This window comes from Collimonas sp. GW821-FHT02H07, from assembly GCF_059421505.1.
Window position 1 is genome coordinate 344,669 of sequence record NZ_JBWKVC010000004.1, and the last position, 18,098, is coordinate 362,766.

18 protein-coding genes and 1 pseudogene are annotated in these 18,098 nt (G+C 58.6%); 12 read left to right on the forward strand and 7 right to left on the reverse strand.

All coding sequences use genetic code 11. From position 1 onward, the window contains the following. Positions 1–12: 12 nt before the first annotated feature. Complete coding sequence (aptA, locus tag AC07V8_RS09500; protein ID WP_494678056.1) at positions 13–1,356, reverse strand: omega-aminotransferase AptA; 1,344 nt, start codon at positions 1,354–1,356, stop codon at positions 13–15. 321 nt (positions 1,357–1,677) lie between these two features. On the opposite strand from aptA, the gene AC07V8_RS09505 reads away from it, so the two are divergent. Beyond that, positions 1,678–2,730, forward strand: a complete 1,053-nt coding sequence (locus AC07V8_RS09505; RefSeq protein WP_494678055.1) for a M35 family metalloendopeptidase — start codon at positions 1,678–1,680, stop codon at positions 2,728–2,730. A gap of 62 nt (positions 2,731–2,792) precedes the next feature. On the opposite strand, the gene AC07V8_RS09510 is transcribed toward AC07V8_RS09505, so the two are convergent. The 5 genes from AC07V8_RS09510 to AC07V8_RS09530 are packed head-to-tail and all read right to left on the reverse strand — an operon-like array spanning position 2,793 to position 7,259. Then, entirely contained in the window at positions 2,793–3,287 is a 495-nt protein-coding gene (locus tag AC07V8_RS09510; RefSeq protein WP_494678054.1) for a DUF4405 domain-containing protein, read from the reverse strand. A gap of 3 nt (positions 3,288–3,290) precedes the next feature. Continuing rightward, positions 3,291–4,112 (reverse strand): FAD:protein FMN transferase, encoded by an 822-nt coding sequence (locus AC07V8_RS09515; RefSeq protein WP_494678053.1) that lies wholly within the window; start codon positions 4,110–4,112, stop codon positions 3,291–3,293. Further along, positions 4,109–4,648, reverse strand: coding sequence for an FMN-binding protein (locus AC07V8_RS09520; protein WP_494678052.1), 540 nt, complete (start codon positions 4,646–4,648; stop codon positions 4,109–4,111). Before AC07V8_RS09520 ends, AC07V8_RS09515 begins: the two co-directional genes overlap by 4 nt. A gap of 9 nt (positions 4,649–4,657) precedes the next feature. Next, the gene (locus tag AC07V8_RS09525; RefSeq protein ID WP_494678051.1) at positions 4,658–6,001 is read right to left on the reverse strand and encodes a putative porin; all 1,344 of its coding nucleotides are present in this window, start codon (positions 5,999–6,001) and stop codon (positions 4,658–4,660) included. A gap of 22 nt (positions 6,002–6,023) precedes the next feature. Then, entirely contained in the window at positions 6,024–7,259 is a 1,236-nt protein-coding gene (locus AC07V8_RS09530; RefSeq protein WP_494678050.1) for a cytochrome-c peroxidase, read from the reverse strand. Positions 7,260–7,677: 418 nt separating this feature from the next. Here AC07V8_RS09530 and AC07V8_RS09535 point away from each other — a divergent pair, with 418 nt between their 5' ends. From AC07V8_RS09535 to AC07V8_RS09545, 3 genes and pseudogenes are all read left to right on the forward strand, one after another. Then, the gene (locus AC07V8_RS09535) at positions 7,678–7,953 is read left to right on the forward strand and encodes a type II toxin-antitoxin system death-on-curing family toxin (protein WP_494678049.1); all 276 of its coding nucleotides are present in this window, start codon (positions 7,678–7,680) and stop codon (positions 7,951–7,953) included. 1,112 nt (positions 7,954–9,065) lie between these two features. Continuing rightward, positions 9,066–9,989, forward strand: coding sequence for a DUF5995 family protein (locus AC07V8_RS09540; protein WP_494678048.1), 924 nt, complete (start codon positions 9,066–9,068; stop codon positions 9,987–9,989). 481 nt (positions 9,990–10,470) lie between these two features. Beyond that, positions 10,471–10,692: pseudogene (locus tag AC07V8_RS09545) on the forward strand (helix-turn-helix domain-containing protein); the annotation flags it as partial. Here the strand turns inward: AC07V8_RS09545 and AC07V8_RS09550 are convergent. Further along, a complete protein-coding gene (locus AC07V8_RS09550) occupies positions 10,673–10,999 on the reverse strand; it encodes a hypothetical protein (protein WP_494678047.1) in 327 nt (108 codons plus the stop codon). The pseudogene AC07V8_RS09545 and the gene AC07V8_RS09550 overlap by 20 nt on opposite strands. A gap of 73 nt (positions 11,000–11,072) precedes the next feature. Between AC07V8_RS09550 and dusA the strand changes: the two genes are divergently transcribed. From dusA to AC07V8_RS09590, 8 genes are all read left to right on the forward strand, one after another. Next, a complete protein-coding gene (dusA, locus tag AC07V8_RS09555) occupies positions 11,073–12,119 on the forward strand; it encodes a tRNA dihydrouridine(20/20a) synthase DusA (RefSeq protein ID WP_494678046.1) in 1,047 nt (348 codons plus the stop codon). A 241-nt stretch (positions 12,120–12,360) separates the two neighbouring features. Next, positions 12,361–13,473 (forward strand): bifunctional 3,4-dihydroxy-2-butanone-4-phosphate synthase/GTP cyclohydrolase II, encoded by a 1,113-nt coding sequence (gene ribBA, locus AC07V8_RS09560; protein WP_211443307.1) that lies wholly within the window; start codon positions 12,361–12,363, stop codon positions 13,471–13,473. Between the two features lie 166 nt (positions 13,474–13,639). Continuing rightward, positions 13,640–14,125 (forward strand): 6,7-dimethyl-8-ribityllumazine synthase, encoded by a 486-nt coding sequence (gene ribH / locus AC07V8_RS09565; RefSeq protein ID WP_211443306.1) that lies wholly within the window; start codon positions 13,640–13,642, stop codon positions 14,123–14,125. Between the two features lie 147 nt (positions 14,126–14,272). Continuing rightward, entirely contained in the window at positions 14,273–14,746 is a 474-nt protein-coding gene (gene nusB / locus AC07V8_RS09570; RefSeq protein ID WP_494678045.1) for a transcription antitermination factor NusB, read from the forward strand. 120 nt (positions 14,747–14,866) lie between these two features. Next, positions 14,867–16,054, forward strand: a complete 1,188-nt coding sequence (locus AC07V8_RS09575) for a pyridoxal phosphate-dependent aminotransferase (RefSeq protein ID WP_494678044.1) — start codon at positions 14,867–14,869, stop codon at positions 16,052–16,054. 48 nt (positions 16,055–16,102) lie between these two features. Next, positions 16,103–16,798 carry a fumarylacetoacetate hydrolase family protein gene (locus AC07V8_RS09580; RefSeq protein WP_494678043.1) on the forward strand — a complete coding sequence of 232 codons (696 nt, stop codon included), beginning with the start codon at positions 16,103–16,105 and terminating at the stop codon, positions 16,796–16,798. Between the two features lie 10 nt (positions 16,799–16,808). Then, on the forward strand, positions 16,809–17,471 hold the full coding sequence (maiA, locus tag AC07V8_RS09585; RefSeq protein WP_494678042.1) for a maleylacetoacetate isomerase: 663 nt from the start codon (positions 16,809–16,811) through the stop codon (positions 17,469–17,471). A 406-nt stretch (positions 17,472–17,877) separates the two neighbouring features. Beyond that, a complete protein-coding gene (locus AC07V8_RS09590) occupies positions 17,878–18,000 on the forward strand; it encodes a hypothetical protein (protein WP_494678266.1) in 123 nt (40 codons plus the stop codon). Positions 18,001–18,098: the final 98 nt, after the last annotated feature.

Consider the following 18,098-nt stretch of genomic DNA (forward strand, 5'->3'; position numbering starts at 1 on the left):
TTCAGCCGATGTTCAAGCGGCCGTAGGGCTCGCCGCATGCTGCGCCTTCAGCACTTCGCCGATCGCTGCGAACAACTGATCGATCTGGCCCGGCTCGATGATCAGCGGCGGCGACAGGGCGATGATGTCGCCGGTGGTGCGGATCAGCACGCCTTTGTCCCAGAAACACCGGAGGAAGACATCGAAGGCGCGCGCACCTGGCTTGCCGGCAATCGACTCCAGTTCAATCCCGCACACCAGTCCCAGGTTGCGCACGTCCTTGACGAAAGGAAGGCCTTTCAGGCTGTGCGCCGCCTGCTCGAAATACGGTGCTGTCGCAGCTGCGCGGTCGAACAGGTTTTCGCTCTTGTAGACAGCCATGGCGGCCACCGCGGCGGCCGCTGCCAGAGGGTGGGCGGTATAGGTATAGCCATGGAAGAATTCGATGGCGTTTTCATTGGCGGCGCTCATGAAGGCGTCGTGGATATCCTGGCGCACGATCACCGCGCCCATCGGCACGCTGGCGTTGGTGAGGCCCTTGGCGCAGCAGATCATATCCGGCACCACGCCGAAATAGTCGGCTGCGAACGGTGCGCCGAGGCGGCCGAAGCCAGTGATCACTTCGTCGAAAATCAGCAGGATGCCGTACTTGTCGCAGATGGCGCGCAGCTTTTGCAGATAGCCCTTGGGCGGCAGGATGACGCCGGTCGAGCCCTGGATAGGTTCGACGATCAGGGCTGCCACGGTGGCTGGATCGTGCAGCGCCAGCAGGCGCTGTTCGAACTCGTCGGCGATCTCGGCGCCGTGTTCCGGCAAGCCGCGCGAAAACGCATTGCGGGCGATATCCAGCGGATGGCGCAGGTGGTCGACGCCGGCCAGGGTCGGGCCGAAGTGCTTGCGGTTGCCGGCGATGCCGCCGACCGCGATGCCGCCGAAGCCGACGCCGTGATAGCCGCGCTCGCGGCCGATCAGGCGCGTGCGCAAGCCGTCGCCGCGCACCCGGTGATAGGCCAGCGCGATCTTCAGCGCGGTATCGACCGACTCCGAGCCGTCATTGCAAAAGAACACCCGGTTCAAGCCTTCCGGCGCGATGGCGACCAGCGCGCTGGCGGCTTCGAAAGCCACAGGGTGGCCCATCTGGAACACTGGCGCAAAATCCATGGCCGCCGCCTGTTTCTGGATCGCCTCGACGATCTTCGGATGGCAGTGGCCGGCATTGCTGCACCACAAGCCGGCCGTGCCGTCCAGGATTTGGCGGCCGTCGTCGCTGGTGTAGTACATGCCTGATGCCGACACCAGCATGCGCGGCTTGCTCTTGAACTGGCGGTTGGCGGTAAACGGCATCCAGAAATGGTCGGTATTCAGCGGGCTGGGCATGGGGTCTCCTTGATGTTCAGAGGCGGATCCCGCGCCGGCGATTGCGCCGATGGCGGATTCCTGCTGACGATGGTAGTCCGTTTATACCGCTTGCGGTAGAGCCACTTGACGCTGTCCATTCTGGAACGCGGCATGCCTGTGGCAACTCGTCCAGGCGCGCGCAGGAAGTCATGGCATCCTGTCAATTTTGACAGGATGCCAACTACCTCCTTTGTGGTATAGCATAAATTCACCCGTGTTCATGGGGCAGAGGTCCATTTAACTCTTCAAGAGGGGTAATCCATGGTCAATTTTCAGAGATGGTTGGCAGGCGTCACGTGCGTGGCGGCAATCGTTGTAAGCGGCTCGGTTTACGCAGCAAAGGCCGATATCCAGGTAACGATCCAGGAAGCGAGTGCGAAAGGCGATGCGGGTGCAGGCAAGGTGCTGTACACCATCAGCAACACCAGCGCGGCGCCTTTGCACATTTTGAATTGGGAAACGCCGCTGAACGGCGTCAGCGGCGACTTGTTCAGCGTCGCGCTGGGCGGCCAGCCGGTGCGCTATGTGGGACGGCTGGTGAAACGCAAGCCGGCTACCGACAAGGACTACATCACGCTGAAACCGAATGAAAGCCGGGCGGTCGAGGTCGACCTCAGCGCCTACTACGAGATGTATCGCGGCGGCCAGTACGTGGTCAAGTACAAGCGCAGCGCCGAGACTCTGGTGCGGGAAGCCGGCAGCGCGGTCCAGGCCAAGACCGGCGGCGCTGGCGGCGGCATCACGCTGGAAACCAATGCGCTGCCGCTGACTGTCGACGGCGGTCCTGCGCCTTCATCCAAGCAGACTTCCGGCGACCTGCTGGGAGCGATCAACGCCAGCGGCTCGACCAGCTTCGCCAGCTGCAGCAACAGCCAGAAGACCGCGCTGACCACGGCCCGCAGCGACGCCGCCTCGATCGCCACCAATGCCAAGAGCTACCTGGCGGCCAACAAGACCGGCAGCCGCTACACCTGGTGGTTTGGCGCGGTCACCAGCGGCCGCTATGCGACCGCGACCAGCCACTACGGCAACATCAGCAGCGCCCTCGGCGGCCAGTCGTATAAATTCGATTGCAGCTGTTCCGATTCGGGCACCTACGCTTATGTCTATCCGGACCAGCCTTACACAGTCTACCTGTGCGGCGCCTACTGGCAAGCGCCGGCCAATGGCACCGACTCCAAGTCCGGCACGCTGGTGCATGAAACCAGCCACTTCACGGTAGTGGCCGGCACCGGCGACCATGTCTACGGCCAAAGCGGCGCGCACAGCCTCGCCATCAGCGATCCGGATTCGGCGTTGGACAATGCCGATAACCACGAGTATTTCGCGGAAAATAATCCAGCGCGTCAGTAAATAGGACACACGGCGGTTCGAGATGCTGCTGGTCTAGTCTTGAACCGCCGGTTCCGGGGACGCTAGCGGCGCGCCGCGCGCCGCCCCATAAAAATATGCAATACCAGCAGCAGCGGCAGCAGCAGGCCAGGGATCCAGTGGCCAGCCGACCAGAGCGGCCGGCTGGCTTCGCTGGCCAGGTAGTACAAGGCATAGCCGCTCAGCGTCAGCCAGGCCAGCAGCGTCGCCATGCTCCAGCCGGAATAACGGTTGCGGCGCGCGTGATGGGCGCGCCGGATATGGTTGTTCAGCAGGCTGCCGACGAAAAACAGCGTCGCCATGGCGGCGGCGCCATGCAGTTTCATGGCCCATGGCTCAAGCGGGTGGACGGTTTCGCCGAACTCGCCGGCGCTGCGCAGGAAATAACGGGCCAGCAGCCACAGGATGCCGCTGGCGACCAGCAGGCCGCTGATGCCGTACAGGCTGAAGCGATGCCAGCGCTCCAGCCGGAAACGCATGACGTGCGCCCGCAGGCCGGGGTGATGCAGGCTGTTTTTAGGATGTTTGAGTTGGCGCATCGCTCAGATTATAAAAGCAGTCGCGCCAAATCGCTGCAATAAAGGATGCAGCGGGTCGGCGCTGAGCAGCACCAGCTTGGTCAAGGCGTCCGCGGTCATGCAGTCGGGCGCCTGCACCGTGGCGCTGCGGCTGTCGACCAGTGCGCTGCCGCTGCCGGCGTCGACCAGCGCCGAACGCATGCATCCATCCACCATCTTTTGCGAAAAATAGCTGCCCGAGGTAGCCAGCGCGCCGTCTTTCAGATCGATGCGGGCGCCGCTTCGGGTAGGCGAGCGCGGATCGCGGATCATGACTGGATAAGGGGTTTGCCCCAGCACCCGCAAATCGCCGCCGGCATTGACGCAGGCCGAAACAATATGCAGCGCGCGCAGGGCCTCGACCGCCAGGTCCACCGCATAGCCCTTGGCGATGCCGCCGAGGTCGATCAGCAGCGGCGCCGGCTTGTGCACCATGCCTTGGTCGTCGATGTGCAAGCGGGCGCCATGGTGCGGAGCGGCTGGCGGGCAGGCGGCCGGCAGAAATCCCCATGCCGCCAGCCTGGAGGCGCAAGCGATGTCGAACAGGCCGCCGCTTGCCGTCTGCATCGCGAGCGCCGTCCGCAGCACAGTCGCGGTATGCGCATCGACAGCGATAGCGTTGCCGGGCGCCAGGCGATTGATGCGGGCCACGTCGCTGGCGGCATCGTGAAAACTCATCAGGCGATGCACTGTGGCGATCGCCGCGAAAGCGGCGTTGAAGGCCTGCGCCGCTTCCGCTTCGCCCAGGCTGTCGGCCAGCGTCACCTCGACCAGAGTTCCCAGCCAGGGTTGCGCCCGCCGTCTCATTTTTTCAGCATCACCTGGGCGATCGCGGCGATGCGCCGCACGCCGTCGGTCACATGGGTGCAGGAGAGGGTGGCGCCGCTGATGCTGGCGATGCCGTCGCCTATGCTGAGGCCGCCGGCGCCGGCGCTCTTGCCGACGAATTGCTTGCGCCATGCCGGGCTCTTGATTTCAAAGCCGTGGCTCTCGCGGTAGGCGAGGATTTCAATCTGCTTGATGCTGGCGTCGGGATTGACCGCCACGGCATACGAGATCAGTTCAAACTTGCCGACCACGTCATCCAGGATCACGTAACCCAGCTGGGCATCGCCCTTGTAAGCGGCAAACACCCGCCAGCCGACCGAACGCACCGGCAGGCCGGAGAGCTTTTCAACCTGCTTGATCTGCTCGCCCGACAGCTGCAGGCTGGCGTCCTTGAAGCCGGAGGCATCCGGAAACATGGTTTGCTGCGCCTGCTCCACCGTCAGGTATTGGGTGGCGAAGGCGCTGGAGCTGGCGCCGGCGGCAACCGCCAGCGTGGCTATTTGGCTAGGTTTCATTATCTAAAATCAGAAAGCATAACCCAGACCGAGGTTGAAGCGGTCACGGGCGGTGTCGACCTTGAATTTCTGGTAGTCGGCTTTCAGCACCACGCCTTCGCCGACATTGAAGTTGAGGCCGGTAGTCCACACGCCTTCGTTCGGTCCGGTGGCGACTGCCAGGCCGGCCGGCATTGCTGCGTAACCGTTGGCGGTGTTGAAGCGTTCATAGCGCACGAACGGCGTCAGGGTGTAGTCGGAATTCTTCCACAGCTGGTAGGCCGCTTGCGTATACCAGCCGTAGAACGAGGACGGCACCGGCGTCGGCTGGCCGGCGAAGGTCTGGTTCAGGGCTTCGGTGTTGCTGATGGTGCCGCGCGCGTAGACCGCCGACAAGTCCCACTTGCCGGGGGTATAACGGGCATGCAGATCCCACAAGGTCAGGCGCGCATCCTGGGCCGCGAAATCCGGCGTCTTTTGTCCGACTTTGCCGGTAAACACCGAACCGCCCAGCAGCAAGCCTGGCACGCCGCGCCAGTTCAGTGCGCCGAACACGCTCAGGTCGTGCGATTTGGCCATCTGGCCTTCCTGATGGATGCTGCCCAAAGGTGAAGTGCGGCCATCGGTCGACGACGCGTCCCATTTGCTCAGATCGAAACCGGTAGTCAGCCCGGTATCCCAGGTCAAACCGTTGTCGAGCGTCTGCGACAGACCGAACCCGGCTTCGCGCCAGGTCGATGGAATGATCGCGGTTTCGACAAAATTGCGATAGACGCCGTAATAAGCGGTCGGCTCGTGGTTGGTGTTGAGCAGGCCGGCCGGGATCAGGAACAAGCCGCCCTTGGCGCGCAAGCCGTTGTTGAATTCGCGCTCGACATACAGCTGCTCGACCTCAGTCTCGCCCTTGTCGCTGGCGGAAGTGACGGCGTGCTCCCATTCGAACTCAGCCACCATCTTGGTCTTTTCGTCAAAGCGGTGAGTGATGCCAATCACGGCGCGAGCGACGTCGGCTTGCGACTTGCTGCTGTCATGACGCGGACGGGTGTAATTGACTTCACCGTAGCTCGACAGCACCGTGTTCGGTCCCAGCATGTTCGCCGGCGAAGCTGCCGCCACCGTGGCGACCGGCGCAGCGGCGACTGCTGGAGCAGCCGCGACCGCTACTGTTGCAACAGGTGCGGCTGCCAGCGCGTCCTGGCGCTGTTCAACCGTGTCGGTTTTCTTCTTGGTGGCGGCCAGCTCGGCCTTGAGCTGCTCGACTTCAGCAGCCAGCTTGTCGAGCCGCTTCAGCAATTCCGCTTCGCTGGCGGATGCCGCCAGCGGACTTGCCATCAAGGCCAATGCAATGGCTTGCGCCAGGATATTTTTTTTCATGATATGGATTTCCCCTTAAGTTTTATTGTGCTTTGTAGCCATCGGTCAACGTGCCGAGAAACTGCACGACGTCGTCGACTTCGCTGTCGGACAGGGCCGGCGGCATGTTCGGTTGCCGGTTATACGGCACTTCGGTGACATTCACGTTCTTGCGGTATTGCTCGGGCAGGTCGTTGAATTTCTGAGCGACGCCACTGGCGTCGGCCGGGTACCACAGCTCCGGATTGGTATCGCGCTTGACGTAAAAACTGACCGCCTCGCGCAGGGTCTTGAAGTAGCCGTTATGGAAAAACACCTTGCGGGTGGCGACATTGCGCAGGGTCGGCACCTTGAACTTGCCGCACAGTTCGCTGCGGTTGCTCAGGTCGGTGCGGTCCGGTCCGCACAGGCCGAGATCGTAGTAAGCCGGATCGGCGGTGGCGGCAATCGCCGGATTGCGCGGCACGCCCAGGTTGTCGAAGGTGAAATCGGTAAACAGCGGCGACGAGCCGTCGCTGCCTTTGGCGCTCAGGTGGCAGGCGACGCAGTTGCCCTTGGTCGGATTATTGAACAGCGCCAGCCCGCGCAACTCAGTCGCATTCAACGGTACTTTGCCACTCAGGAATTGATCGTACTTGGAGTCGTAAGGATGGAAGTCAGCGTCTTCCTTCTGGTACTGCTGCAGCGCCAACAGGATACGGTTGAAAGCGTCGTCGCTATTGTCCAGGATGGCTGCGCCGAACACCTGGCGGAACTCTTCGACATACGCTGCCTGCTTCAGTTTGACGATCACGTTGGCTTTGCTGCCATTGGCCATCTCATGCGGCGCCAGGAATGGCCGTTCCGACTGATCGGCCAGCGTATTGACGCGGCCGTCGCGGTTGAAGCCGCCGGTCGGGGTGCCGTCGCTGGCAAAGAAGAATGCCGGAGTCAGGTTCAGGTAGCGCAGGGACGGCACGGCGCGAAAGCCGGGCACATCGAGATTGGCGCCGCCCAGTTGCACTGCCAGGTCATTGCTCTGTGCGTGCGCATTGTCGGGATTGTGGCAAGTGGCGCAAGACTGTTTGCCGGAGGCCGACAGGCTCTGGTCGCTGAATATTTTCTTGCCGAGGCCGGCGACCTGGCTGAGCCCGCCGTCCGGCGCCGGCGTAATTGGCGTGCTGGCGCTGTTGCCGGTGCCGCCACCGCATGCCGCCAGCAGGCCAGCCATTGCAAATGCCAGCGGCAAGCCGATTTTTTTGCGGACACGGATTCGCGCCACGAAATTGTTTTGTGACATCTAATTTGTTTTTTTAGTTGGTCTGAACACGCATGACGCCAGCAGGAATGTGTTTCCGGCCTCGCCTTCCCCGAGTGCTTCATTGTTATATTTTCAAGCGAAACATTGTGAAATGTTAGGATACGAATGGTATTGAGAATGATTGCAATTAGCAATTACTATCAATTCCGATGAGCAATTTCTGCGAAATGTGTCTTTTTCTTCCAACAGCAGGCCCGGAGCGGGCTGGCGCCTTGAAATTCTTTGAAACCGTAGTGCGGTGTGCATGGTTTATCGGCTTGTTGTTAAAGCGGAAATGACAGGGGGGTGATGGAAAGATTGGATGGAAGCACTTGAGATGCTGCATCTGTTTATGGCCCGTAGCGCAGATGCCTGGCAGACGAAACTTGAGGGAAATTTTGCTGCGGTATAGTCGGCATTGGCCAGACCGGAGCAGCTGGATAACCATGAAAACCCGAAGCCGGATGCTGCGGATCTTGCCGTGGCCTACGCTTTTGGCTTGGTGCGGAACCATGGTTTCAGCGATGGCAACAAACGTACGGCCTGGGTTATTGCCCGTGTTTTTCTCGCTGACAATGGCTTCAAGCTGCAGTTTTCAAGCATTGATGCGATTCGTGTCATGGAAACGGCCGCGGCAGGATCGCTCACCGAGCAGGAATTGGCGGAATGGTTTCGCCAGAAGATTGTCGGCTGATCGGCATTGTTAGAAATTGTAGTGTCCACTACAGTTTGCATGTGATCGGCGCACAATATCTTTTAGAGATCAAGCAAAATAGCGTACAAATCACGTCACGATATGTGCGTGAAATTAACGTAGAACTACATGAAATCAGAGAAATACAATAAACGCGCATCTCCGTTGCGCCCATGATGGTTGGGCTGAATTAAGGCTGTAACCCGCATGAATGCTTGTTGTATTGCTAGGATGTAGCAATTTTGTAGCGGTGACATCGATTCTATGTGCTTAAACATAGATTGGGGGACGCCGTGCGATCAATACCCGAAGCAGTCTATCTGCCGCATAACGAGCCTTACCTTGGAAGGGCTGCATTTCTTCAGCTCGACCTGGAAATTCCGCAGGCGCTACAGAAAAATCTCGCTCTTGGGAAGCACTCCTTCGAGATCAACAAATCACCACTGCAAGCCGCAGCCTGTGAAATTATTCCTCAGACAATTAGTATTGCGCTCAGCGTTAGATAGTTGCTACGGCAAGGCTATTTGTTTTCGGCGGTCATCTTATTTCGACCAATGCTTGAGCGCTCATGATCTACTTATGCGACAACCCAGTCACAGTAGATTCTTGGCACGCGGGGTGGGAGCTGAAGGCGCAGCCATCCTTTGATGTACTTATGGACTATTTGATTAAGTCAAATAAGCATGTGTCCACGGAGGCTGAGCGTAAGCAAATAAATAAATGCTCAAGATAATAATCAAGGCCAGATATTCACAAAAAATCCATAGTGATGCGCTAGCAAAGCTATCTGCGTTTTACACGGTTGCCACATGAAAAAAATGATAGGCGGGTAGATTTTCCTAGCTGCGATGAGCTAATCGCCCATGGGGGCGCAGTTCTGCAATATCGATTGCCGGGATGGCTATCAGAAGGAGTAGGCGGCCAAGAGACGCGATGGGCGTTAGTACTTGCTCTTCTCTTCTGCTATTTCTATATTGAAACAATGTTTGGCTAGCAGCTCCCGAAGCCAACTTGGCCCGCCTGATGAGGATTGGCGGGCTTTTTTTGGGTGGGCGCACGGGCCTGGTGCTATAGATAATTAATCGCTGTACTTTTCAACCATGGAGATTTCTATGATGAGCATTCGTACACGCATGACATCTACTTTTATCGGCATCGCCATCGCCGTAACCTCACTGCTGCCAGTTCAGGCGCAAACATTTAATCCTGCACCGTGGACCTATTTACTACTGCCCGCACCATTTGGCTATACCCCAAGCTCCAGTACTATCTGCCCGACCGGAGCCCCCAGTTGTGTCAGCGATACTCTCGCACAACTTCAAACCCAATTAGCGCCATTAGTGGCAGCATGCGACCACAAATTGATATTCAATTATTTCTATGTCAATGTCGAACAGGCCTTCCAGCCAACAATCAGTAATCCAAATTATTATCAAAGTGCGGCATACCAAACGCAGTTAGATGCCATCTTTGCCACCTATTATTTAAACCAATTCGCTGCATGGAAGAATCACGATTTAGCCAATGTTTCACCTGCCTGGCAAACTGCCTTTAGAGCTGCAGATAACAAACAGTTGACTGCTTTGGGCGATGCCTTACTAGCTGTCAATGCCCATATTATCGGTGATGAGCCTTTTGCATTGGACCAAATGGGACTGGTTTATCCTGACGGCAGCAGCGCCAAAAGTGACTACAATCTGGATGATGCTTGGCTATCTGGCGCTTACCCCGGCATTCTGGTTGCTGAAGCTCAACGCTTCGATCCAACTATGAATCAACCAGTGCCTATTTCCCAGCCACCATTTGATTTGCTGTCCTATCAGCTCATTGCAGCCTGGCGTCAACAGGCATGGTATTTCGCGACACAGCTTAAATTAGCAGAAGCGACCCACGACCCCATAGCCTATCAGGCAGTGCGGGACGAAATCGCTGTCCAAAGCCAGGCCAATGCCGCCTTGATCATCGCCGCAACCACCAATACGCCACAGCAAACGGCAGCCCGGGATGCATTTTGCGCGATTCATCATAACGATTAGTACTATGCTCGGGATTGTCGCTTTGATATGGGGAAGACTGTCAACCATAACCTTTTGCGCGCAGGCCCCCACCATGCCTGCCGTCCCGTTGTTGATTACAGCTATCGTTTATCGGAAGAGCCTGCTTAAACAACAATTGGCTGCACAACCTTTGCCGTTTGTGCAGCAAATACCCCATCCCTAGTTATGCGAAGCTTCTTAGAGTGATGACGAAACTGGTAAGACCGACACTCAAAAGCCTGCTTTCGGTGCGGACTGTCCGAAGGACAAGCCGATGATTTGCTAAGGAATGAGTGTGCGAATCTCATCAAGGTTGCGGGCACGTATCAGACATTCGCCCATAAGCAAGCCGGATACATGCACGCAAACTGTTTCAACGTTACAAAAAGAACTTGCAAAAGGTGTCGGGTCCATACATGCATCGAAAATTGGCCCACGTATAGAACACAATCCTACTCAATATAGTGAGTGGGAGATTGGAGTGATCGACGTGGCATTATTAGGCATTATTCGACGCCGGCACCTTCGTGACCAGGTCTCCTTGAGGGAGATCGCCAGGCGTTTGGGGATCTCCAGAAACACCGTCAGACGCTATCTACGCTCAGAAATCGTAGAGCTGGCTTATCGGGATCGACGCACTCCCAGCGCTCTTGATCAGTACGCCTTCAAACTTTCGTCCTGGCTTAAAACAGAAGCGACAAAACAGCAGTGAGATTGGGAGGTGTCAGATCCCCTAAAGCAAATTTCAGCGATTTTAAAACTGCTGCTTTGTTTTTGCCGAATGGTTTGGTCTGGCCTATTTCGTCAGTGTACCGGTCTATCAAGGTCGATAGCGTCATGTCAGATATAATGCGCTCATCCTGATATTTGAGCGCTCGCATGTCTGCTTCCGTCTTAGAGGCCCATTCCTGAGCCCTGGCTTTGGTGTCGAACGTCTGTGTTGCGTCCGGAAATCCTTTGCGGCGAATCTGAGCCCGCCAGCGTTTACCTATTTTAATTATCGAGGCCATGTTTTTCGTAGCAATTCTGTAGCAATGAAACATGATGCACGATGATAAAACGTGAATTGTAGTGAATATTGAAATGCTGTCAAATCCCCTTGAGACCCGCGTGAATACTGAGAAATCAAGCAATTGCAAGGGCCGGAAAATATCTGTTGCCCCGATGATGGACTGGACCGACCGCCATTGCCGCGTCTTCCACCGTCAAATCACCCGTCACACCTGGCTCTACACCGAAATGGTGACCACCGGCGCCTTGCTGCACGGCGATGTGCCGCGGCACCTGGATTTCGACCAGATCGAGCATCCGGTCGCCTTGCAGCTGGGCGGCAGCGAGCCGGCTGACCTGGCCAGGTCAGCCAAGCTGGGCGAGCAATGGGGCTACGACGAGATCAACCTGAATTGCGGCTGTCCTTCGGAGCGCGTGCAAAAGGGCGCTTTTGGCGCCTGCCTGATGGCGGAGTCGACGCTGGTGGCCGATTGCGTCAAGGCCATGCGCGATGCGGTGGCTATCGACGTCACCGTCAAGCACCGGATCGGCATCGACCAGACTGAATCCTATGAATTCGTGCGCGATTTCGTCGGCACCGTGGCGCAAGCCGGTTGCCAGACGTTCATCGTGCATGCGCGCAACGCCATCCTGAAGGGGCTCAGCCCCAAGGAAAACCGTGAAATCCCGCCTCTGAAGTATGAATACGCCTACCGGCTGGCGCAGGATTTTCCTGAGCTGGAAATCATCATCAACGGCGCCATCAAGACCACCGCCGAGATCGATTTCCACCTGCAGCATGTCGATGGCGTGATGCTGGGACGCGAGGCTTATCACAATCCCTACCTGATGGCGGACTTCGACGCCCGCTATTACGGCGCCGCCGAGGCGCAGCCGAAGACGCGCGCCGAGGTGATCGAGGCGATGCTGCCGTATATCCGCAGCCAGCTGGCCTTGCACGGGCGCGACGGCCGCGGCTTGCGCCTGAACAGCATCACCCGCCACATGCTGGGGCTGATGGCGGGCGTGCCGGGCGCCAAGTCGTTCCGGCAGGCGCTGTCCGACTCGAAACGGCTGGCCCTGGGCGATCCTATGTTGCTGCTCGATGCGTTGGCAAACATGCAACCATTGGCGGCCTGAGCGGGCTTGTCTGGCGGCAGGGCGGGGTTTTCGCGTGAAACTACCGAAAGTAGTGTCCGTAAAACATTTTCAGTCTGCTAAATCCTTTAAAATAGCTACCTCTGGCTTACGCTTGGATAGCCAAGGGTGGCGACGCTGCCGCCCGCATGCCACAATTCTACTTAAAGTATTAACCTAAACATATCTATGCCCCGCGGACCGGCTCACAAGGCGTTCGCAGCGGCTGTCTTCAAGGCGAAACATGTCAATTGCAACTACAGAGGAAATCATTGCTGAACTCCGTGCCGGCCGCATGGTGATTCTGGTGGATGAAGAAGATCGTGAAAACGAGGGCGACCTGGTGCTGGCTGCCGATTTCGTCACGCCGGATGCGATCAATTTCATGGTGCGCCATGCGCGCGGCTTGGTCTGCCTGACCCTGACCGAAGAGCGTTGCGACCAGCTCAATCTGAGCATGATGACCAGCCGTAACGGCACCGCCTACGGCACCAATTTCACAGTGTCGATCGAAGCCGCCGAAGGCGTCACTACCGGCATCTCCGCCGCCGACCGTGCGCGCACCATCCAGGTGGCAGTGGCGGCCGATGCCAAGGCTGGCGATATCGTGCAGCCGGGCCATATCTTCCCGATCAAGGCGCGCAAGGGCGGGGTGCTGATGCGCGCCGGCCATACCGAAGCCGGTTGCGACCTGACCGAGATGGCGGGCTTGACGCCGGCCGCGGTGATTTGCGAAATCCTGAAGGAAGACGGCAGCATGGCCCGTTTGCCTGACTTGCTGGAGTTTTCCAAGGAACACGGCTTGAAGGTCGGCACCATCGCCGACCTGATCCACTACCGCGGCCAGCACGAAAGCATCGTCGAACGCCTGGCCGAGCGCACCACGCACACTGCGCAAGGCACCTTCAAGACCATCGCCTACCGCGACACGCCTAGCGGCGGCGCCCACCTGGCGCTGCTGCACGGCACGCCGTCGCCGGACGTGGAAACGCTGGTGCGGGTGCACCAGCCGGTCTCCATCCTCGACCTGCTGGAAACCGAGGCCACCAATCATTCCTGGAACATGGCTTCGGCCCTGGCGGCGATCGCGGCTTCGCCGTGCGGCGTGGTGGTGCTGCTCAACTGCGAAGAATCGGCCGACCAGATCTTCGCCAAGTTTGCGGCGCTGGAAGCTGCCTGCAGCGGCGTCAAGCCGCCGCCGCCGCGGGTCGACCTGCGCACCTACGGCATCGGCGCCCAGATCCTGAAAGATCTCGGCGTCGGCAAGATGAAATTGCTGGCCAGCCCGCGCAAGATGCCGTCGATGACCGGCTATGACCTGGAAATCACCGGTTATCAAAACAAGCCGAATGCCTGATCGGGCAGGCGGCAAGCATTAACAGTTTTTAGCAGTGCCCGCGCAACAGCAGCAAATGGCAGCACCCGGCAACAACCGGTAGCAACCGGCGGCAGCGATGTATAGCAAGGCATTTTTGTAATCAATTTGAATGAAAAAAGCGCCTGGTGCGCATAAGAGGAAAGCCATGACAGTCGGAGTTTACGAAACCAACCTGGACGGTGCTGATCTGCGCATCGGCATCGTGCAAGCGCGCTTCAACGAGGATGTCTGCCACGGCCTGCTGGCGGCCTGCCTGGCGGAGCTGAAGCATCTGGGCGTGGCGGATGAGGATGTCTTGCACGTTACCGTGCCGGGCGCCCTGGAAATTCCGCTGGCGCTGCAGAAGATGGCCGAAACCATGCAGTTCGATGCGCTGATCGCCATCGGCGCTGTGATCCGCGGCGAGACTTACCATTTCGAGCTGGTGTCCAACGAATCTGGCGCCGGCATCACCCGCGTCGGCCTCGATGCCGGCATCCCGATCGCCAACGCCGTGCTGACTACCGAGAATGACGAGCAGGCGGAAGCGCGGATGGAAGAGAAGGGCACCGACGCCGCCAGAGTCGCGGTGGAAATGGCCAATCTGTCGATCGCGCTGGAAGAGCTGGCTGAAGCCACCGGCGAAGAATAAGATGGCTGCGCGGGTGTGGCGCTGTGATGCGCTTGCCCGCGATGTGATTTCAAATACGTTCAGATGATCTGCAAGCTCGCGGCCAGGCCGGCCGCCGGCGAGAGACGGAATGCAGATAAACAAGTAGCAACCCAAGCTGGAAAAATTATGACCACCACTAAAACTTTGCACGCCAATCCGAGCAAGAGCCGCACGCCGCGTCACCGCGCGCGCGAATTCGCGTTGCAGGGCCTGTATCAATGGCTGTTGAACAATGAAGACGTGAGGGCCATCAGCGAGCATATCCGCCAGGCGCACGGCTTCGACAAGGCCGATGCCGAACATTTCAATTCGCTGCTGTACGGCGCGATCAAGGATGTCGGCACTTTGCGCGCCGGCCTGGCGCCGCTGATCGACCGCAAGATCACCGAACTGTCGCCGGTGGAGCACGCCGCCTTGCTGATCGGCGCTTTCGAGTTGCAGAACCACGTCGAGATTCCTTACCGCGTCGTCATCAACGAAGCCGTCGAACTGACCAAGTCGTTCGGCGGCATCGATGGCCACAAGTATGTGAACGGCGTGCTGGACAAGTTTGCCGCCAAGGCGCGCGTGGACGAGATCAGCGCCGGCAAGAAATCCTGAGCTGTCTTTGTAGGCGGAGCCGCTCTGCGTCGTGCATGACGCCTGATGCCGGCTCCTGATGTTTCAGGCGGGACCGGCCGGCGGCAACGGGGCGCGGCTCGCCATTCGGAAAATCTGTTCATGACATTCTCGCTCGCTTCACGTCTCGATAACATCGCACCGTTCCATGTGATGGAACTGGCAAAAATGGCGGCAGCGCTGGAGCAGCAGGGCCGCCATATCATCCACATGGGCATCGGCGAACCGGATTTCACTGCTGCGCCGCTGGTGATCGAGGCCGCGGCCAAGGCCATGGCCGACGGCAAGATGCAATACACTTCGGCCACCGGCTTGCCGGCGCTGCGCGAGGCGATTTCCGGCTACTACCGCCAGGTCTACGGCCTGGATATCGCTGCCGCCCGCATCGTCGTCACCGCCGGCGCCTCGGCCGCGCTGCTGCTGGCTTGCGCGGCCCTGGTGGAAAAGGGTAGCGAGGTGCTGATGCCGGATCCTTCCTATCCCTGCAACCGCCATTTCGTCGCCGCCTTCGACGGCCGCGCGAAGATGATACCCAGCGGTCCTGCCGAACGCTTCCAGCTCTCCGACCAGATGGTGCGCGAGCACTGGGGCGACGCCACGCGCGGCGTGCTGCTGGCCTCACCCTCGAATCCGACCGGCACCTCGATCCTGCACGGCGAACTGGGCAAGATCATCGCCACCGTGCGCGCCAAGGGCGGCTTTTCCATTGTCGATGAAATCTATCAGGGCCTGAGCTACGACGAAGCGCCGTTTTCCGCGCTGTCGCTGGGCGACGACATCATCGTCATCAACAGTTTCTCCAAATATTTCAACATGACCGGCTGGCGTCTCGGCTGGCTGGTGCTGCCGCCGCAACTGGTGGCGCCGATCGAAAAGCTGGCGCAGAACCTGTTCATCTGTCCTTCCTCGATTGCGCAGCATGCGGCGCTGGCCTGCTTTGAAAAGGATTCGCTCGACCTGTACGAAGCACGCAAGGCTGAGTTCAAGCGCCGTCGCGACTACTTGGTGCCGGCCCTGGTCGAACTGGGCTTCAAGGTGCCGGTGGTGCCGGACGGCGCTTTCTACGTGTATGCCGATTGCAGCGCGCTGCTCAAGGACGGCGGCGACGCCGACCAGCTGGTCAAGGATATCCTGAGCCAGGTTGGCGTCAGCATGGTGTCAGGCCTGGATTTTGGCGCGCACACCGCGCAACGCTATATCCGCCTGTCCTATGCAACTTCGATGGAAAACCTGCAGGAAGCGGTGCGCCGGCTGGGTCAGTACATCAGCCAGAATCAACTACGGAATTGAGACATTGTCCGCTGCCGGCATCTCGGCAGTATTGAAAAAGGAGCTCCCATGCACTTCGTTTTCCCGCCCAAACCGGCAGCTGCGGTACCCATAGCCGGTAGCGATCAATTGTTCCCTGTGCACAGAATCTACTGCGTTGGCCGCAACTATGCCGAGCATGCCAAGGAGATGGGCAGCAGCGGCCGCGAAGCGCCGTTTTTCTTCATGAAGCCGGCGGATGCGGTATTGCCGGTAGCGCAGGGCAGCATCGGCGAAATGCCGTATCCGTCGATGACGCAAGACCTGCATCACGAAATCGAACTCGTGGTGGCGTTGTCCACCGGCGGCAAGAACATCCCGGCGGCGGAAGCCATCAAGCACATCTGGGGTTATGCGGTCGGGCTCGACATGACGCGCCGCGATCTGCAAGGCGAAGCCAAGAAACTGGGGCGGCCGTGGAGCACCGGCAAGGGCTTCGACTATTCGGCGCCGATTTCCGCGATCCAGCCTGCCGGCGCAAGCGGCCTGATCGGACAGGGCGACATCCGCCTGAACGTGAACGGCGTTTTGCGCCAGCAAGGCGATATCAGCCAGATGATCTGGAACATCGCTGAAACCATCGAGCAGTTGTCCGCTTACTTTGAACTGCAGGCCGGCGATCTGATTTTTACCGGCACGCCGGCAGGGGTGGCGGCGGTAGGCAGGGGCGATCTGCTGGAAGGTTCGGTAGCCGGCGTCGGCGAGTTGCGGGTGCGCCTGGTCTAGGTAGATATCAATGAAACTGTATAGCTATTTCCGCAGCTCCGCCGCTTATCGCGTGCGGATTGCCCTGAACCTGAAGAGCCTGTCTTACGACATCGTGCCGGTGCATCTGCTCAAGCACGGCGGCGAACAGCTGAGCCAGATGTACCGCACCCTGAACAGCGACGGCCTGGTGCCGACCCTGGTCGAGGAAGATGCCGCGGGCGGCCAGGCAGTGCTGACGCAATCGCTGGCGATCCTGGAGTACCTGGAAGAAGTCCAGCCGGCGCCGGCCTTGTTGCCGGCGACGGCGCTGGACCGTGCTTTTGTGCGCTGCATCGCGCTCGCTATCGCCTGCGACATCCATCCCATCAACAATCTGCGCGTGCTGCGTTACCTGGTGCACGAACTGAAGGTTGACGAGAATGCCAAGAACGCCTGGTACCGCCACTGGTGCGAGAGCGGTTTGGCGGCGCTGGAAACCACGCTGGCGCGCGATGGCCGGACCGGCAAGTTTTGTTTCGGCGACACGCCGACTTTCGCCGATTGCTGCCTGGTGCCGCAGATATTCAATGCGCAGCGCCTCAAATGCAATCTGGAGGCGATGCCGACATTGATGCGGATTTACCAGAATTGCCAGGAGCTGGATGCCTTCATCCAGGCCGCGCCGCAAAACCAGCCGGACGCCGAAGCCTAAAGAAGGCATCGCAAAGAAAACGAAAGAAGCTACAGGCCACGGAATAAACCGTGGCCTTTTTTATTTGAAGTTTTCCTTGAGGAAAATGTGACTGGTATTTCCTCTACATTTCTCCTTTTCGCCACCCAACTACAAGAAAATTATGATTTAAATCACAACGGTTAGGTGACTATAAAGCAATTGTTGAAGTAATATTAACTGTCGTCATCCGTTGCCATCGTCAAGGAATTGCTTACCGTTATGCGTACTTCCCCACGAACGCTGAGCGTAAAAAACGCCGCCATCCCAGAGATCATAGGGCCACCCCGGTTTAGTCGCCGTCAGCATCAAAGGCGCCGAATCGCTCGACAGCTTGTGCTTCTATAAAGTCATCCTCACAACTCAGGATGCCTTAATTGATTTTGGCTTGGCGGACAGCATCAACGTGCTGACCAAGCTAAACATTACATACATCGCCAACCACATCACGATTACCGCCAAGGAAGAGGTAGTGATCAACGACGGCGCCAAACCGAAGGACGCATCATGAATAATACCGTTCTCAAAACACATAAAAGCAATACCACCCACGTCGATTTGCACAGCCGCACCTGCATCGCAACGGTGCAATGGTTTTGCGAGCTGGAT

Coding starts and splice junctions, on each gene's coding strand:
- aptA (WP_494678056.1), bottom strand. CDS start 1,356: ATGCCCAGCCCGCTGAATACCGACCATTTCTGGATGCCGTTTACCGCC.
- AC07V8_RS09510 (WP_494678054.1), bottom strand. CDS start 3,287: ATGCGCCAACTCAAACATCCTAAAAACAGCCTGCATCACCCCGGCCTG.
- AC07V8_RS09515 (WP_494678053.1), bottom strand. CDS start 4,112: ATGAGACGGCGGGCGCAACCCTGGCTGGGAACTCTGGTCGAGGTGACG.
- AC07V8_RS09520 (WP_494678052.1), bottom strand. CDS start 4,648: ATGAAACCTAGCCAAATAGCCACGCTGGCGGTTGCCGCCGGCGCCAGC.
- AC07V8_RS09525 (WP_494678051.1), bottom strand. CDS start 6,001: ATGAAAAAAAATATCCTGGCGCAAGCCATTGCATTGGCCTTGATGGCA.
- AC07V8_RS09530 (WP_494678050.1), bottom strand. CDS start 7,259: ATGTCACAAAACAATTTCGTGGCGCGAATCCGTGTCCGCAAAAAAATC.
- AC07V8_RS09540 (WP_494678048.1), top strand. CDS start 9,066: ATGATGAGCATTCGTACACGCATGACATCTACTTTTATCGGCATCGCC.
- AC07V8_RS09550 (WP_494678047.1), bottom strand. CDS start 10,999: ATGGCCTCGATAATTAAAATAGGTAAACGCTGGCGGGCTCAGATTCGC.
- dusA (WP_494678046.1), top strand. CDS start 11,073: ATGCTGTCAAATCCCCTTGAGACCCGCGTGAATACTGAGAAATCAAGC.
- ribBA (WP_211443307.1), top strand. CDS start 12,361: ATGTCAATTGCAACTACAGAGGAAATCATTGCTGAACTCCGTGCCGGC.
- ribH (WP_211443306.1), top strand. CDS start 13,640: ATGACAGTCGGAGTTTACGAAACCAACCTGGACGGTGCTGATCTGCGC.
- nusB (WP_494678045.1), top strand. CDS start 14,273: ATGACCACCACTAAAACTTTGCACGCCAATCCGAGCAAGAGCCGCACG.
- AC07V8_RS09575 (WP_494678044.1), top strand. CDS start 14,867: ATGACATTCTCGCTCGCTTCACGTCTCGATAACATCGCACCGTTCCAT.
- AC07V8_RS09580 (WP_494678043.1), top strand. CDS start 16,103: ATGCACTTCGTTTTCCCGCCCAAACCGGCAGCTGCGGTACCCATAGCC.
- maiA (WP_494678042.1), top strand. CDS start 16,809: ATGAAACTGTATAGCTATTTCCGCAGCTCCGCCGCTTATCGCGTGCGG.